The sequence below is a fragment of the Streptomyces sp. NPDC004065 genome, assembly GCF_044903565.1.
In the GTDB taxonomy this organism is placed as follows: Bacteria; Actinomycetota; Actinomycetes; order Streptomycetales; family Streptomycetaceae; genus Streptomyces.
Map to the genome: position 1 here is coordinate 72,842 of NZ_JBJDQT010000001.1, position 14,476 is coordinate 87,317.

Here is a 14,476-nt window from a genome sequence, read left to right on the forward strand (position 1 = left end):
CGAGTCGGGCGGGCCGGATGGGGCAATGGGGGGTGCAGGGGGCGCAGCCCCCGCCCGGGGCCTGCGCGGTTCACCGCGCAGGCCCAGCGCGCCTCAGATGCGGCGCCGCGCCTTGCGCGCGCGGCGCACGACCGCCGCGGCACCCAGCAGGGCCACCGTCGCGCCGGCCGCGCCCGCCGCGGTGGCGTCCTTGCGCCCGAGCCGCCGTCCGGCCACCGTGTGCCGCCCGGAGACCTCCTCCAGCAGCTCCGCGAGGACCTCCTCGTTGGTCCACTTCGGCCGCCACCCGGCGTCGTGCAGCCGGCTCCCGCTCACCACCCACGGGTACATCGTGTACGCGAGATCGCCCGCCGGGGACGGCGTGAGCCCGATCCGGTGCAGCCGGGCCGCGGCCCCCAGGGCGACCGCCGACGGCAGCTCCATCCGCCGGATGCCGCTGAGCTCCTCGACCTCCTCCTGCTCCAGCCACCCGTCGCAGCCGACGGCCAGCTCCCCGTCGACCTTCTCCAGGACGGCGTACTCCAGCGCGCTGCACAGGTCCTCGACGTGGCAGAACTGCCAGGCGGGCCGCGAACCGGCCACGACCAGCAGCCGCGGCGACTCGAAGTACCTGGTCAGCGCGGTGTCGGTGCCGCCGACCAGCACGGCGGGCCGGACCACGGTGACGTTCAGGCCCGGGTGCGCCCGGGGCGCGCGCCGCGCGAGCCGCTCGATCTCCAGCAGATCCCCGACGCCGGTCGCCTCCGCGGTCGCCCGCAGCTCGGCGTCCTCCGACAGCGGAAGCTCGTTGTCCGGCAGCGCTCCGTAGACCATCGCCGAGGTGCACAGCACCACCCGGTGGACCCCGGCCGCGGCCGCGGCCGTCAGCACGGTCTGGGTCCCCCGGACGTTGTAGGCCGTACGGGCGGCGGGGTCGGTCTCCAGGTCCAGGTCGAGCGCCAGGTGCACCACCACGTCCGCGCCGCGCAGCTTGTCCGCGATCGCCGGGTCGCGCACGTCGAGGATGTGCCACTGCGCCGCCGCGCACTCCCCCCGCCGCTCGTCGATCGCGACGACCCGCTTGACCTCCTCGGACGCGGCCAGCCGCGCCGTGAGCAGGGCGCCGACGCCGCTCGCGGCTCCGGTGACCGCGACGACGGGCCCGCGCACGGCGGGAGTGCTTTCATGGTTTCGCGCTGCGCGAACCTGTGGATCTGGGGAACTCACCGGGCGTCTCCAGCGGTTGTCTTCCATACGGGCGCGAATGACGCGTACGTACCAGGTGGCTCCATCCTGCCGCAGCCGTTGTGTCGGCGAAGCACCGAGGCCCCAACCGCCCTCGGTGTCTACGCTGGGTGGTGTTGTCGGGCAGCCGCGCCGCCGGAAAGAACCGGTGGCCCTACCAGCCGAGGAACCCCGTGAGTGACACCCCATTCGGATTCGGCCTTCCGCCGGAGGAGCCGGACGACGGCGACGAGGGCAAGAAGAAGGACCAGGAGAGCGGTGGTGGGCAGGGGCCGGCCAACCCGTTCGGCTTCGGGCTGCCCGGGGCCGGAGGCCTTGGCGGGCCCGGCGCCGACAATCCGCTCGCAGCCATGTTCGGTTCGCTGAACCCCACCGACCTGGGCGCCGCGTTCCAGCAGCTCGGCCAGATGCTCTCCTACGAGGGCGGCCCGGTGAACTGGGACATGGCCAAGCAGATCGCCCGCCAGACGGTCGCCCAGGGCACCGCCGACGGCACCAAGGACTCCAGCGTCGGCCCCACCGAGCGCACCGCGGTCCAGGACGCCGTCCGCCTGGCCGACCTGTGGCTCGACGACGTGACCTCCCTGCCGTCCGGGGCCGCCTCCGCGGTGGCCTGGTCGCGCGCGGAGTGGGTCGAGGCGACCCTGCCCGCCTGGCAGGAGCTCGTCGACCCGGTCGCCGAGCGCGTGGGCACCGCCATGGGCGACGTGCTGCCCGAGGAGATGCAGGCCATGGCCGGCCCGCTGATCGGGATGATGCGTTCCATGGGCGGCGCCATGTTCGGCACGCAGATCGGGCAGGCCGTGGGCGTGCTGGCCGGCGAGGTGGTCGGCTCCACCGACATCGGCCTCCCGCTCGGTCCGGCCGGCCGGGCCGCGCTGCTGCCGGTGAACATCGAGGCGTTCGGCAAGGACCTGGGCGTGCCCAGGGACGACGTGCGGTTGTACCTGGCGCTGCGCGAGGCCGCCCACCAGCGCCTGTTCGCGCACGTGCCGTGGCTGCGCTCGCACCTGTTCGGCGCCGTCGACGGGTACGCGCGCGGGATCAAGGTCGACACTGCCAAGCTGGAGGACGTGGTCGGCCAGTTCGACCCGCAGAACCCCGAGCAGCTGCAGGACGCCCTTCAGCAGGGCATGTTCCAGCCGGAGGACACCCCGGAGCAGAAGGCCGCCCTGGCCCGCCTGGAGACCGCTCTGGCGCTCGTCGAGGGCTGGGTGGACGCGGTGGTGCACGCGGCGGCGAAGCCGCGTCTGTCGTCCGCGGACGCGCTGCGCGAGACGCTGCGCCGGCGCCGTGCCTCGGGTGGCCCGGCCGAGCAGACGTTCGCCACGCTGATCGGGCTGGAGCTGCGCCCGCGCCGGCTGCGCGACGCCTCCCGGCTGTGGGCCTCGCTCACGGACGCGCGCGGGGTCGAGGGCCGCGACGCGCTGTGGGCCCACCCGGACATGCTGCCGACCGCCGCCGACCTGGACGACCCGGACGGCTTCGTCCACCGTGAGCAGATGGACTTCTCCGAGCTGGACAAGATGCTCGGCGAGGCGGCCGGCGGCTCCGCCCCGAAGCCGGACCTGCACAAGAAGGACGGGCGCGGCCAGGACGCGGAAGACCGGGACGACCAGGGCGACGGCGCCGAGTGAGCCTGTACGACGACGTGGTCCTCGAGCTGAAGGGCTTCGAGGGATTCGAGGAATTCGAGGACCAGCGGGAGCTGCGCCAGACCTATCTGGACCATCTGACGGCGCACCCGGACGGCCTGTGGAAGGCCTGCCACGCCGGGCACATCACCGCGAGCGCGCTGGTGATGGATCCGGAGCGGGGCCGGGTGCTGCTGACGCTGCACCGCAAGCTGCGGATGTGGCTCCAGATGGGCGGCCACTGCGAGCCCGGTGACCGGACCCTGCGGGCCGCCGCCCTGCGGGAGGCCGAGGAGGAGTCGGGCATCGCCGGGCTGACGCTGCTGCCCGGCGGTCCCGTGCGGCTGGACCGGCATCCGCTCCCGCCGCCGTGCCACTGGCACCTCGACGTCCAGTACGCGGTGCTGGCCCCGCCCGGCGCGGTCCACGAGATCAGCGACGAGAGCCTTGACCTGCGCTGGTTCGGCTACGAGGAGGTGGCGGGCGTGGCCGACGAGTCGGTCGTACGCCTGCTCGAGGCCGCGCGCGCCCGTCTGTGAGGAGCGGCGGGGCGAGGGGTGACCACCTCTGGGTGGTCACCCCTCGTTCGTGGTCAGCTCCAGACGTTGCCCTGGTTCTGTCCGCGCGCGCCCTGCTGCCCCATGCCGAACTGTGCGGCCAGGCCCTGCCCGATCACCGCGTTCTGCGGCGGCAGCAGCTCGCTGGGCTGCACGAGCGCGAAACCGCTGCCCATGAAGCTGAGCTCCCAGCCCTCGCCGGTGTTGCCGCGGCGCCGCCACACGCCGGAGGAGTGCGTCTGCGCCTGCATCTGCACCCGCAGCCCGGTGGACCAGGCGACGATCGCGTCGGCGTCGCAGTTGACGTACTTGTCCGGCGTCACCTGCATCAGCAGCGGGGCGCCGGAGGTCATCAGGGCGACCTTGCCGCGGCCGGTGATGTTCAGCTGGTACTTCCCGGAGCCGGAGATGCCGTACACGCTGTCGACCGCGATGACCTCGTGGTGCAGGGAGGAGTCCATCGCCAGCACATAGCTGCTGTCGACCGTGAGGCCGTCCTGCTCGACGTCCATGAGGTGGACGTACTGGCCGAGGTTGGCGAGGTAGACGGTGCCCTGCCCGTGGCAGCGCATCAGGTCCAGGCCCTCGCCCGTGCGGGCACGCGCGCGTGCCTGCCCGTGGCTCTGGTACTCGGCGTCGAACTCGACCAGGCCCTGGTAGGCGACCATGGTGCCCTTGCGGGCGAGGATGTCGTCGTGGCCCTCCAGGGTGACGCGCAGCATCTGCTTGTTCTGCAGGCTCCAGCGCTCCTGGGTCTGGGTGTCGTTGAAGGCGAAAAGCGGGCTCTGCATGGTGTCCTGTCTCCCCCTCAGCCCCGGAACCGGAGGCGGTCGGTGCTGTCCTCGCTGGGCTGCACGACGACGATGCCGGTGCCGGAGAAGGCCATCTGGTAGGCCTCGCCGCTGCCCCGGCCGATCAGCGACTGCGCCTTGAAGCTGCGCTTGCCCTTCACCTTCAGGTTCGGGGACCAGGCGACGAGCGCGTCGGGGTCGACGTAGGTCTCGTCCTCGCCGCCGCCGCAGTCGACGACGATCGGCTTGCCGCGGGAGGTCAGCGCGACCCAGCCCTGCCCGGAGATCTTCGTGTTCCACAGGCCCTGCCCGGCGAACTTCGCCAGGCCCTTGACCCGCTCGACGCCCCACTGCAGGCTCGCGTCGAAGGCCAGCAGGTTGGTGGCGTTGACGGAGATCGCGTCCCCGTTGAGGTTGATGACGACGACGTTGGCGCCGTAGTCGGCGAGGTACAGCAGGCCGTCGCCGGAGCACTTCATCAGGGGCGCGCCCTCGCCGGTGATCCAGTCCCGGGCGACCTGGCGGACGGCCGGCGGGTTGGGCTCGTACTGGATGAAGCCCTCGTAGGCGACCATCGACCCCACGCGCGCGAGGAGGTCGTTGCCGGTCTGCAGGGCGACCTTCAGCATGTGGCTGCCGTGGTTCTCCATGCGGGCGGTGACGGGTGCGGGGGCGTAGCCCGCGAGCGGCTGGTTCATGACGGGCTCCCTCTAGACCTCGTACGGCTGGACGACGACGAAGTTGCCGGGCGCGGCCCGGAACTGCAGGTTGACGCCCTCCCCGGTGTGTCCCGGGTAGGCGTTGCGGCGCATCCGCACCTGGCTGGAGACGATCACCTGGGCGGCGGCCGACCAGGCGACCACGGCGTTGGAGTCGACGAACGTCGTCGGCGTGACGGGCAGCACCACGGGTGTGCCGTGCGTCTTGACGACGATCGTGCCGGTGCCCTGGAACTGCATGGTGAACAGGGCGCCTCCGGGGATGCCGTGTCCCTCGATGCGGCGGACCTCGTACTGGAGGCTCTCGTCGAAGGCGAGGACGTTCTCGGCGGAGACGCACAGGGCGTCGCCCTGCAGTTCGACCGGGTGCAGGTGGGTGGAGTTCTCGGCGAAGAACACCTGGCCCTGGCCGGTGCAGCGCATCAGCTGCATCTCCTGCCCGGTGGCGTTGCCCACGAGGCGGCCGGCGAAGCCGGCGCCCTTGTAGCTGAAGTCGACCTTGCCCTGGTAGAGCACCATGCTGCCCTGCCGGGCGAGGACGGGCTGGCCGCCCACCCCGAGGTCGGCGCGGATCATCTTGCCGTTCTGCGGCGTCCAGCGCTGCCCGGTGGGCGTCTCCTTGAACTGCTGGAGCGCGGCGGCCACACCGGCGCCCTGGGGAGCGCCCTGCGGAACGCCGTGGGCCGCGGGCGCGGCCTGGCCGGGGACCTGGCCGTACGGCTGCGCGCCGTAGCCGGGCGGCGGGGTGGGCTGGCCGTATCCGGGCGGAGGCGTGGGCTGTCCGTAACCGGGCGCGGGGGCCGGGGGAGCCGGCGGCTGGGCGTAGCCGGGCGGCGGGGGCGCCGCCTGGCCCGGGGCCTGGTGGCCGTACGGCGGCTGCTGGCCGGGCTGGCCGAACGGCGCGGGGGCCGGCGACGGGGGCGGGACGGTGCCCCCGGGCGGGGTCATGGGCGCCACGATGGTCGGGGCGGCGTGCACCGGGGGCGCGGGCGGCGCCGCGGGCGAGGGCGGCGGGGTGGACCCGGGGGGCGGCGCGAAGCCCTGCGCGGCGGGTTGCGGCGCGGGGGCGGCCGGTGCGGGGGCGGCCGGTGCGGCCGGGACGCCGAAGGCCGGCGGGGCCGCGGCCTGGGCGGGCGGTGCGAAGCCCGGGGCTCCACCGGCCTGCGGCTGCTGCGGGGCCTGTGCCGGGGCGGGGGCGGGGCTCTCCTCCTCCGCGACCTCGCCGCCGAAGTTCTTCAGCAGCGCCTCCAGGCCGCCGTCGAAGCCCTGGCCGACGGCCGCGAACCGCCACACGTCCTTGAGGTAGAAGTCGCCCAGCATCACGGCTCGCTCGGTGGAGAACTCCGAGCCGTTGAACGTGTACCGGGCCACCTCCTCGCCGCCCGCCACGATGCGCAGGTAACCGGGGTTGATCTGCGACATCTGCCCGGCGCCGTCGATGGTCGCCGTGAACGACAGCTTCTGGATCCGCGGCGGGACACGGTCGAGCGTGACCCGGAAGGACTCCGTGTCGCCCGCCTGGGGACCCAGCAGCTGGATGGCCTCCTCCGGCGACTTCGGCTGGTTGAAGAAGACGAAGTAGCGGTCGTCGGACAGGCGCTCGTCGGCGTCGAGGCCGAAGCAGCTGATGTCGAAGCTCAGTCCGGGGGCCGAGATCTGCACACCGACGTACAGATCCGTGCCCGCGGTCAGGTCACTGATCCTGGCCTTGTGGCCGCGTTGGAATTCCCTGGGCATGCGTAACGACCGTCCCCCATCCCGAGTGCGAGTTGCGTCGCGCCAGGCTAACCGCAAACACGGACACCGGACGATGCCGGTACAGACCCGGTACACAATCACCCTCCGGCGGGGGACGGGCCCGTCCCCCGCCGGGGGGACCCGCCAGGGGGACGGGTCGCGTCCCGCCACGGGGACGGGCCCTGGCCGTCACTCGGGGCGCGCGCCCGGCGGATGGGGCAGCCGGGGCGCGGCCGCCACGCCCTCGAGGTAGCCCCTGGCGCGCTCGGTGCGCGGGTAGGACTCCAGCAGCCGCCAGAAGTCCGGGCCGTGTCCGGGGACGAGCAGATGGGCCAGTTCGTGCAGGAGCACGTAGTCGACGACGTAGTCGGGCATGCCCTGGAGGCGGTGGGAGAGGCGGATGCTGCCCTCCGCCGGGGTGCACGAGCCCCAGCGGGTGTTCTGGTTGGTCACCCAGCGGACCGAGGCGGGCCGCGCCCGGCCGGCGAAGTACTGGGCCGACAGGCGCCGGGCCCGCTCGGCCAGCTCCCCGTCGCCGAGGACCCGCCTGCTCTCCTGCGCGGCCAGTTTGTCCAGCATGACGCTCACCCAGCGCCGCTCCTCCGCCTCGGACATCCGGGCGGGGATGAGCACGACCGTGCGGTCGCCCTCGCGGTAGGCGGAGACCGTGCGGCGGCGCCGGGCGCTCCTGCGGACCTCGACCGCGCTCGCCGCCGGGCCGCTCGGTGGCGGGCTCGTCTTGCCGCGCGGGGGTGTCGTGGCGCGGTTGAGTGGGTCGGCGGACACGCCCCGACGTTACCGGGTGTACGTACGAGAAGTCCCGGGTCCGGAACGCTTCCGTACCGATCCCTCACCGGGCGTTTGATTCGCGCGGCCCGACAGCGGCGGCCGATGGATGCGACAAGTACGACGAATACCCACCGCCTGTGGACAACTCTCCGCACCGTCCGGCCGGGCCCGGCATCCTGTCATTCGCCGGCACTCGCCGCAGTCCTTCGGCGCTCGCCGGCAGTCGCCGGCAGTCGTCGGCGACTGCCGGCGGAGCGTGACCGGCTCCGGCTCCACCGGCAGCCACACCTGACGCGGAGGGACGTTCCCGGACGTTCCCCTCCGGCCTCTCCCCCGCGTTCCTCACCGGGACGCGGGGACGTGAACCAGCGGACCACACCAGCACGGGGGCCTGTATGCATCCGATGATGAAGCCCGCCTTCCGGCGCGGCTGGCGTGACCTGAACACCGTGCAGTTCGGGATGACCCCGGCGCACGCGCTGACGCTCGGCCCCGTGGACACGGCCACGGGCAGCTTCCTGGATCTGCTCAACGGCACCCGCGGCCTGCCCCTGCTGAGAGCGGAGGGACACCGCATGGACCTGCCCGAGGGCCATGTCGACCGCCTGGTGGGACGGCTGGCGCGCGCCGGGCTGCTGGACGACGCCCGGGGAGGCGGCGCGGCCGCCGCCGCGCTGCGCGAGGAGCGGGAGGTCATGGACCGGCTCGGTCCCGATCTGGCCTCGCTCTCCCTGATCGCGGGCGAACCCGGCGAGGCGATCGACCGGCTGGCCGCCCGGCGGGGCCTGCGCGTGCAGGTACGGGGCGCCGGCCGGGTGGGTGCGGTGCTGGCCTCGCTGCTGTCCGGCGCCGGGGTCGGCGAGGTCGACGTGCGGGACGTCGGCCGGGTGGAGTCGTGGGACGTCGCTCCGGGCGGACTGCCGGCCGAGTGCGTCGGCGAACGCCGGGACGCGGCGGCGCGGCGGGCCGTGCGCCGGGCGGCCCCGGACCGTTCCGCCCGCCGCGGCCACCGGGCCGCGGCCGAGGCGGGCGAGCCGGGGTTCTCCCTGGTCGTGCTCGCCCCGCGGGACGACGTCGCCGTGCACGCCCCCGACCCGTCCGCCGCCGCCCCTCTCGTCGAGTCGGGCACCCCTCATCTGTACGCGGGCGTGGTGGAGGGCACGGGCGTCGTGGGTCCCCTGGTGCTGCCCGGCGAGACGGGCTGCGCCGGCTGCCTCCAGCAGGACCGAACCGACCGGGACGCGACGTGGCCGCGTCTGGTGGCCCAGTGGCGCGCCGCGCGGCCGCGCCAGGTCCGCCCCTGCGATCTCGCCCTCGCCACGACCGTCGCGGGCCTGGCGGCCGCGCACGCACTGGCCTTCCTCGACGGTGCGCGGCCCTCCAGCGCGGGCGCCCGCTGGGAGGTTTCCCTGCCCGGTCTGCACTGGCGCTCGCGGCCGGTCCGGCCGCATGCCGCCTGTCCGTGCGCGGCGGCCGGAGAAGGCATGAGGGAAGGCGTTGGGGAAGGTACGGGAGAAGGCGTGGGGGAAGACACCCCTAAGGACGGGGGGCGACGCGCGACAATGGCTGGGCAACGGCCGTCATCGACGCCATGCCGACAGGCAGACGCGGCGCGGCTTGCTGGGACTTGGAGGGCGCATGTCTGATCTTCCCCGGAAGGCGGTCACCCGGACCGCCAAGCTCGCCGCGCTTCCGCTCGGCTTCGCCGGGAGAGCGACCTGGGGACTCGGCAAACGGATCGTCGGCGAATCGGCGGAGATCGTCGGCCGGGAACTGCAGCAACGCACGGCCGAGCAGCTGTTCAAGGTGCTGGGCGAGCTCAAGGGCGGGGCGATGAAGTTCGGGCAGGCGCTGTCCGTCTTCGAGTCCGCGCTGCCCGAGGAGGTCGCCGGGCCCTACCGGGCCGCGCTGACCAAGCTCCAGGAGGCGGCGCCGCCCATGCCGACCCGGACCGTGCACTCCGTGTTGGAGGAGCGGCTCGGCGCGGACTGGCGCGAGCTCTTCGTGGAGTTCGAGGACAAGCCGTCCGCGGCCGCCTCGATCGGCCAGGTGCACCGGGCGGTGTGGCACGACGGCCGGGAGGTGGCGGTCAAGGTCCAGTACCCCGGCGCCGGCGACGCCCTGCTGTCCGATCTGGCCCAGCTGAGCCGGTTCGCCCGCCTGCTGGGTCCGCTGATCCCCGGCATGGACGTCAAGCCCCTGATCGCCGAGCTCAGGGACCGGGTCTCCGAGGAACTCGACTACGGTCTGGAGGCCCAGGCCCAGCAGGCGCACGCCGAGGAGTTCGAGGACGACCCCGATGTCGTCGTCCCGGCCGTGGTCCACCAGCGCGAGCAGGTTCTCGTCACCGAGTGGATCGACGGGGTCCCGCTGTCGGAGGTCATCGCGGACGGCACCCGTGAGCAGCGGGACCGTGCCGGACAGCTCCTCGCCCGGTTCCTGTTCTCCGGCCCGGCCCGCACCGGGCTGCTGCACGCCGACCCGCACCCGGGCAACTTCCGTCTGCTGCCGGGCGGCCCGGACGGTGAGGACGACTGGCGCCTGGGCGTGCTGGACTTCGGCACGGTCGACCGGCTGCCCGGCGGCCTGCCCACGCCGATAGGCGAGTCACTGCGCATGACCCTGGACGGCCAGGCGGAGGCGGTCTACGACATGCTGTGCAGGGAGGGGTTCGTCAAGGAGTCCATCGAGCTGGACCCCGACGCCGTCCTCGACTACCTGCTGCCGATCATCGAACCGGCGCAGGTGGAGGAGTTCACCTTCACCCGGGGGTGGATGCGCAGCCAGGCGGCCCGTATCGCGGACCCTCGCTCTCCCGCCTACCAGTTGGGCAAGCGGCTGAACCTGCCGCCGGCCTACCTGCTGATCCACCGTGTCACCCTCAGCACGATCGGCGTGCTGTGCCAGCTGGGGTCGACCGTGCGGCTGAGGGAGGAACTCCTGGAGTGGCTGCCGGGTTTCGTGTCCGAGCCGGACGCCGAGGAGTCGCCGGCCGCCGGGGCCTGAGCACGGGCGGCCGCTACCACCAGGCGGAGTCGAGCCGGCCCTCGATCGAGCGGAGGTGCTCCCGGGAGCAGCGGTCGCAGAAGTAGCGGCGGGCGCCGTTCTCCACGGAGCAGGTCCAGGTCGGCGGTGGCGGGCCCTCGGCCGGGGTGCCGCATCGCGCGCACACCAGGGACGGACGCTCCGCGGTGGAGCCGCCGTGGTCGCTGCCGCCGGTGGGACTCGTCACCCGGCGACGATACCGCCGGGTGCGCCGGGCGGCAGGGACAACGCACCGCGGGGGCCGGCCCACTCACGCGGACCGGCCCCCTGGGTACGGTTGTCGCTTCCCTCACCGGGAGGCGGCCGCCGGACGGCGGCGGTCGGTCACTGCATGACCGCCATCGCCAGCGCGCGGCGGGCGCGCAGCGAGGCACGCTCGGCGCGGCGCTGCATCCGGCGGGCGGCCGCCAGACGCACGGCCTGGCGCTCCCGCTCCGCCTCTCGCAGCCGCTCGTGCATATGCGCACGTGCCAGGGCTTCTGGGATGAGTTGCATCTCTCGGGTCCTGTTCTGACGCGAGTCGTTCGCGCCGGTGGTGGTGACGTCTTCGGTCGCGGAGCCTGCGGGCTCGCTGGTGGACGGCTTCATCGGGGCCTGCTTCTTGGGGTCGTGCGTGAGGGGGCGGTCGATCGTTCCTGCGGTGTTCATGCCGTGACCGGGTTCTTGCGCGGGCGGCCACGCGGCCGCTTCCGGGCGACGACGACACCCTGGACGAACAGCTCGCCACCCCAGACGCCCCAGGGCTCACGCCGCTCCTTGGCGCCGGCGAGGCAGGCCTCGATCAGCGGGCAGGTGCGGCAGAGGGACTTGGCGTACTCGACGTCGGCCGGCGACTCCGCGAAGAAGACCTCGGGGTCGTAGGAGCGGCACGGGACGGGCACGCCCAGGTTCTCGATGGCGTCGTCGAGCGCGGTGAGCGCGGTGAGCGGGGTCAAGGTGGGGTCCTCCGTGAGACCGGGCTTGGGGATCGTGTCGGAAGGCGGTACGGACGGGGCGTGCGCTTCGAGTTGCACGGTTCGTCTTCCTCGTCTGGTCGGTCCGGCCGGTCGGCCGGGTGTCGGCTGGGTACCGGGTCTTGTCTGTCCCGAGGCCCCTTCGCTCCGTCGTCCCGTTTCAGGGAAAACAGAAGGGCCGCGGATCCCGGGTGGGGTTCCGCGGCCCTGAAGGCGCCGGCCTGATCGGCGATCAGGCTGGATCACTCCAGGGTTTCGGCCCACGGAAGGCCCACATCAGGTGGTGCTGCGTCGTCTGCTTCCGGATTCCGGCACCGGCCGCCGCAAAGGCATAGGCCTGCGCCTGTGCCGCTACTGCTTCCAGTGCCTTGGTCGGTCGCTCATTGCCCGCGCGGACAGGGAGACCCGCGAGAGACAGGGAGGACGCCGGGCGGACGGCACGAATGCCGGACACACCGGTGCCCTGGTCGGAGGCGCCGAGCATGCACAGGGAGGCGACCGAGCGATCGGTCATTTTGGCGGTGCTGAAGAAGCTGCTCTTGATGCTGATCACTGGACTCGCCTCCTCTCGGCGTCTAGAGGGACTGGGGTGAGCCAGTCCGTGCGGGTATGCAAGTACAACACGGAATCAGGGCCTCAGGAAGGCCGCCGTTCCCGTGACCAAGAACCTATGGGGATTCCCGGGGCGTGCGCAAACTATTTTTTCGACGAGTTGGCATCAGTCCGCACCGACTTCGCCGCCGGGTTCCCGGCCTGCGCAGATGGCGAGAACGTCGGTTCCGTAGCGGCGCAGCTTGCGCATGCCGACCCCGGGGATACGGGCCAGCTCGCGCTCGTCGTCGGGCACGGCCTCGGCGATGGCCACCAGGGTCTTGTCGGTGAAGACGCAGAAAGCGGGCTGCCCGCTGCGGCCGGCCTGCTCCGCCCGCCACGCGCGCAGCCGCTCGTAGAGGCCCTCGTCCATGTCGGAGGGGCAGTCCTCGCAGCGCATCAGCTTCATCTCGCCGGCGTCGGTGAGCGTGCGCCCGCAGACCCGGCATCTCGCCGGGGTGCGCCGCAGGCGCCGTGGGGCGGCGCCCGCCCCGCCCGCGGCCCCCGCCACCACCCGGGCCGCGGCGAGTCCGCGCTCGACGCCGCCGGAGCCGCCCGTGCCGGTGCGGCCCGGGCCGCCGGGCGAGCCGGGGCGCAGTCCGTCGAGGAAGCGGCTGGGGCGGCGGCTGGGGCGGCTGCCGGGCGAGCGGGACACCGACCAGGACACGTACAGGTGCTCGCGGGCGCGGGTGACGCCGACGTAGAGCAGGCGGCGTTCCTCCTCGATCTGCTCGTCGGTCCGGGCGTAGGTGATCGGCATCATGCCCTCGGCGACCCCGACCAGGAAGACGGCGTCCCACTCCAGGCCCTTGGCGGAGTGCAGCGAGGCCAGGGTGACGCCCTCGACCGTCGGGGCGTGCTGGGCGTTCGCCCGTTCGTCGAGCTCCGCCACGAAGTCCGTCAGGGTGGCGCCCGGGCGTGCGGCGGCGAAGTCCCGCGCCAGGTTCACCAGGGCGGCCAGTGACTCCCAGCGTTCCCTGACGGCGCCGGAGCCGGCCGGGGGCTGCGGGGTCCAGCCTTCCGCGGACAGCACGGCCCCCACCTGGGAGGGCAGGTCGACGGCGTCGTCCAGGAGGGAGTCGTTGCCGCCGAAGCGGGCGGCGGCGCGCAGCGCGGTGCCCGCCTTGCGCACCTCGGGCCGGTCGAAGAAGCGCTCGGCGCCACGCAGCTGGTAGGGCACCCCGGCGTCCGCCAGGGCCTGCTCGTAGGTCTCGGACTGGGCGTTCGTGCGGAACAGGACGGCGATCCCGCTCGCCGGGACGCCGGAGGCGATGAGGTCGCGGATGCGGCGGGCGGCGCCCTCGGCCTCGGCGGGCTCGTCGGTGTACTCGGTGTAGACGGGCTCGGGCCCCGGGGGACGCTGGGAGACGAGTTCCAGCCGGTGGTCGGCGGCGCGGCCGCGGGCCTGGGCGAGCAGTCCGTTGGCGAGGTGGACGACCTGGGGGGTGGAGCGGTAGTCGCGGACCAGCTTGACGACGGTGGCGCCGGGGTGACGCACCCGGAAGTCGAGCAGATGGTCGGGGGTTGCGCCCGTGAACGAGTAGATCGTCTGGCTGGCGTCGCCGACGACGCACAGGTCGTCCCTGTCCCCCAGCCACAGCTCCAGCAGGCGCTGCTGGAGCGGGCTGACGTCCTGGTACTCGTCCACCACGAAGTGCTGGTACTGGGCGCGCACCTGTTCGGCCACGTCCGGGTGGTCCTGGAGGACCGCGACGGTCAGCAGCAGGACGTCCTCGAAGTCGATCACCGACCGGTTCCGCTTGAGGTCCTCGTAGACCGAGTACAGCTGGGCGATCTCGGCCGGGTCCCGGGGAGCCTCGCGGCCGGCCTTCGCGGCTGCGAGGGCGTAGTCGGCGGGGACGGTCTGGGTGACCTTGGACCACTCGATCTCCGCGGTGACGTCCCGCAGCTCGCCGCGGTCCAGGCGGATGCGGCAGGCGGCCGCCGCGTCCGCGACGAGCTGGATCTTGCGGTCGACGAGCCTCGGCATGGCACCGCCGATCGCTTTCGGCCAGAAGTACTGGAGCTGGCGCAGGGCGGCGGAGTGGAACGTCCGTGCCTGCACCCCGTGCGCGCCGAGCTGGCGCAGCCGGCCGCGCATCTCCCCCGCCGCGCGGTTGGTGAAGGTGACGGCGAGCACGCTGGGGGGCTGGAGGATGCCCGCGCGCACCCCGTAGGCGATGCGGTGGGTGATGGCCCGGGTCTTGCCCGTGCCGGCGCCGGCCAGCACGCACACCGGACCGCGCAGGGAGGTGGCCACCTCGCGCTGCTCGGGGTCGAGCCCTTCGAGCACGGCGTCGGCGGAGTCCGGTACCTGCGAGAAGAGGGGGGAGTGCGTTGCTGCTGTCACACCGCCATGCTGCCAGGTCGCGCGAGACGGGTGAGGAGGTTGTCCACAGGCAGGCCCACCCAGTCATATGAATGCGGCAGGCGTCA

The 14,476-nt window shown here is 73.3% G+C and carries 14 protein-coding genes; 4 read left to right on the forward strand and 10 right to left on the reverse strand.

Going from position 1 to position 14,476, the window contains the following annotated elements; translation table 11 throughout:
• Positions 1 to 93: 93 nt before the first annotated feature.
• Complete coding sequence (locus ACI2LW_RS00375) at positions 94 to 1,206, reverse strand: SDR family oxidoreductase (RefSeq protein WP_404728874.1); 1,113 nt, start codon at positions 1,204 to 1,206, stop codon at positions 94 to 96.
• A 191-nt stretch (positions 1,207 to 1,397) separates the two neighbouring features.
• On the opposite strand from ACI2LW_RS00375, the gene ACI2LW_RS00380 reads away from it, so the two are divergent.
• Both ACI2LW_RS00380 and ACI2LW_RS00385 read left to right on the forward strand, forming a co-directional pair.
• Positions 1,398 to 2,861: a zinc-dependent metalloprotease gene (locus tag ACI2LW_RS00380; RefSeq protein WP_404728875.1), complete on the forward strand. Its 1,464-nt coding sequence runs from the start codon at positions 1,398 to 1,400 to the stop codon at positions 2,859 to 2,861.
• A complete protein-coding gene (locus ACI2LW_RS00385; RefSeq protein WP_404728876.1) occupies positions 2,858 to 3,397 on the forward strand; it encodes an NUDIX hydrolase in 540 nt (179 codons plus the stop codon). The genes ACI2LW_RS00380 and ACI2LW_RS00385 overlap by 4 nt, the downstream gene beginning before the upstream one ends.
• Before the next feature lie 53 nt (positions 3,398 to 3,450).
• On the opposite strand, the gene ACI2LW_RS00390 is transcribed toward ACI2LW_RS00385, so the two are convergent.
• From ACI2LW_RS00390 to ACI2LW_RS00405, 4 genes are all read right to left on the reverse strand, one after another.
• Positions 3,451 to 4,206 (reverse strand): AIM24 family protein, encoded by a 756-nt coding sequence (locus tag ACI2LW_RS00390; protein WP_404728877.1) that lies wholly within the window; start codon positions 4,204 to 4,206, stop codon positions 3,451 to 3,453.
• A 17-nt stretch (positions 4,207 to 4,223) separates the two neighbouring features.
• The gene (locus tag ACI2LW_RS00395; protein WP_404728878.1) at positions 4,224 to 4,904 is read right to left on the reverse strand and encodes an AIM24 family protein; all 681 of its coding nucleotides are present in this window, start codon (positions 4,902 to 4,904) and stop codon (positions 4,224 to 4,226) included.
• A gap of 12 nt (positions 4,905 to 4,916) precedes the next feature.
• Positions 4,917 to 6,662: a TerD family protein gene (locus tag ACI2LW_RS00400; protein WP_404728879.1), complete on the reverse strand. Its 1,746-nt coding sequence runs from the start codon at positions 6,660 to 6,662 to the stop codon at positions 4,917 to 4,919.
• A 189-nt stretch (positions 6,663 to 6,851) separates the two neighbouring features.
• Complete coding sequence (locus tag ACI2LW_RS00405) at positions 6,852 to 7,448, reverse strand: M48 family metallopeptidase (protein WP_404728880.1); 597 nt, start codon at positions 7,446 to 7,448, stop codon at positions 6,852 to 6,854.
• A 398-nt stretch (positions 7,449 to 7,846) separates the two neighbouring features.
• Here ACI2LW_RS00405 and ACI2LW_RS00410 point away from each other — a divergent pair, with 398 nt between their 5' ends.
• Entirely contained in the window at positions 7,847 to 9,097 is a 1,251-nt protein-coding gene (locus ACI2LW_RS00410; RefSeq protein WP_404728881.1) for a TOMM precursor leader peptide-binding protein, read from the forward strand.
• Positions 9,090 to 10,457 (forward strand): ABC1 kinase family protein, encoded by a 1,368-nt coding sequence (locus ACI2LW_RS00415; protein ID WP_404728882.1) that lies wholly within the window; start codon positions 9,090 to 9,092, stop codon positions 10,455 to 10,457. The genes ACI2LW_RS00410 and ACI2LW_RS00415 overlap by 8 nt, the downstream gene beginning before the upstream one ends.
• A gap of 13 nt (positions 10,458 to 10,470) precedes the next feature.
• Here ACI2LW_RS00415 and ACI2LW_RS00420 read toward each other — a convergent pair whose 3' ends face one another.
• From ACI2LW_RS00420 to ACI2LW_RS00440, 5 genes are all read right to left on the reverse strand, one after another.
• Positions 10,471 to 10,683 (reverse strand): hypothetical protein, encoded by a 213-nt coding sequence (locus ACI2LW_RS00420; RefSeq protein WP_404728883.1) that lies wholly within the window; start codon positions 10,681 to 10,683, stop codon positions 10,471 to 10,473.
• 137 nt (positions 10,684 to 10,820) lie between these two features.
• Positions 10,821 to 11,144 (reverse strand): hypothetical protein, encoded by a 324-nt coding sequence (locus tag ACI2LW_RS00425; RefSeq protein WP_404728884.1) that lies wholly within the window; start codon positions 11,142 to 11,144, stop codon positions 10,821 to 10,823.
• The gene (locus ACI2LW_RS00430) at positions 11,141 to 11,509 is read right to left on the reverse strand and encodes a WhiB family transcriptional regulator (protein ID WP_161166992.1); all 369 of its coding nucleotides are present in this window, start codon (positions 11,507 to 11,509) and stop codon (positions 11,141 to 11,143) included. The genes ACI2LW_RS00425 and ACI2LW_RS00430 overlap by 4 nt, the downstream gene beginning before the upstream one ends.
• A gap of 172 nt (positions 11,510 to 11,681) precedes the next feature.
• On the reverse strand, positions 11,682 to 12,002 hold the full coding sequence (locus ACI2LW_RS00435) for a hypothetical protein (protein ID WP_404728885.1): 321 nt from the start codon (positions 12,000 to 12,002) through the stop codon (positions 11,682 to 11,684).
• Positions 12,003 to 12,167: 165 nt separating this feature from the next.
• Positions 12,168 to 14,390, reverse strand: a complete 2,223-nt coding sequence (locus ACI2LW_RS00440; protein ID WP_404728886.1) for an ATP-dependent DNA helicase UvrD2 — start codon at positions 14,388 to 14,390, stop codon at positions 12,168 to 12,170.
• Positions 14,391 to 14,476 lie beyond the last annotated feature (86 nt).

Excerpts from the sequence above, each read along its gene's own strand:
- ACI2LW_RS00415 (WP_404728882.1), top strand. The coding sequence starts at position 9,090 with ATGTCTGATCTTCCCCGGAAGGCGGTCACCCGGACCGCCAAGCTCGCC.
- ACI2LW_RS00410 (WP_404728881.1), top strand. The coding sequence starts at position 7,847 with ATGCATCCGATGATGAAGCCCGCCTTCCGGCGCGGCTGGCGTGACCTG.
- ACI2LW_RS00400 (WP_404728879.1), bottom strand. The coding sequence starts at position 6,662 with ATGCCCAGGGAATTCCAACGCGGCCACAAGGCCAGGATCAGTGACCTG.
- ACI2LW_RS00395 (WP_404728878.1), bottom strand. The coding sequence starts at position 4,904 with ATGAACCAGCCGCTCGCGGGCTACGCCCCCGCACCCGTCACCGCCCGC.
- ACI2LW_RS00390 (WP_404728877.1), bottom strand. The coding sequence starts at position 4,206 with ATGCAGAGCCCGCTTTTCGCCTTCAACGACACCCAGACCCAGGAGCGC.
- ACI2LW_RS00425 (WP_404728884.1), bottom strand. The coding sequence starts at position 11,144 with ATGAACACCGCAGGAACGATCGACCGCCCCCTCACGCACGACCCCAAG.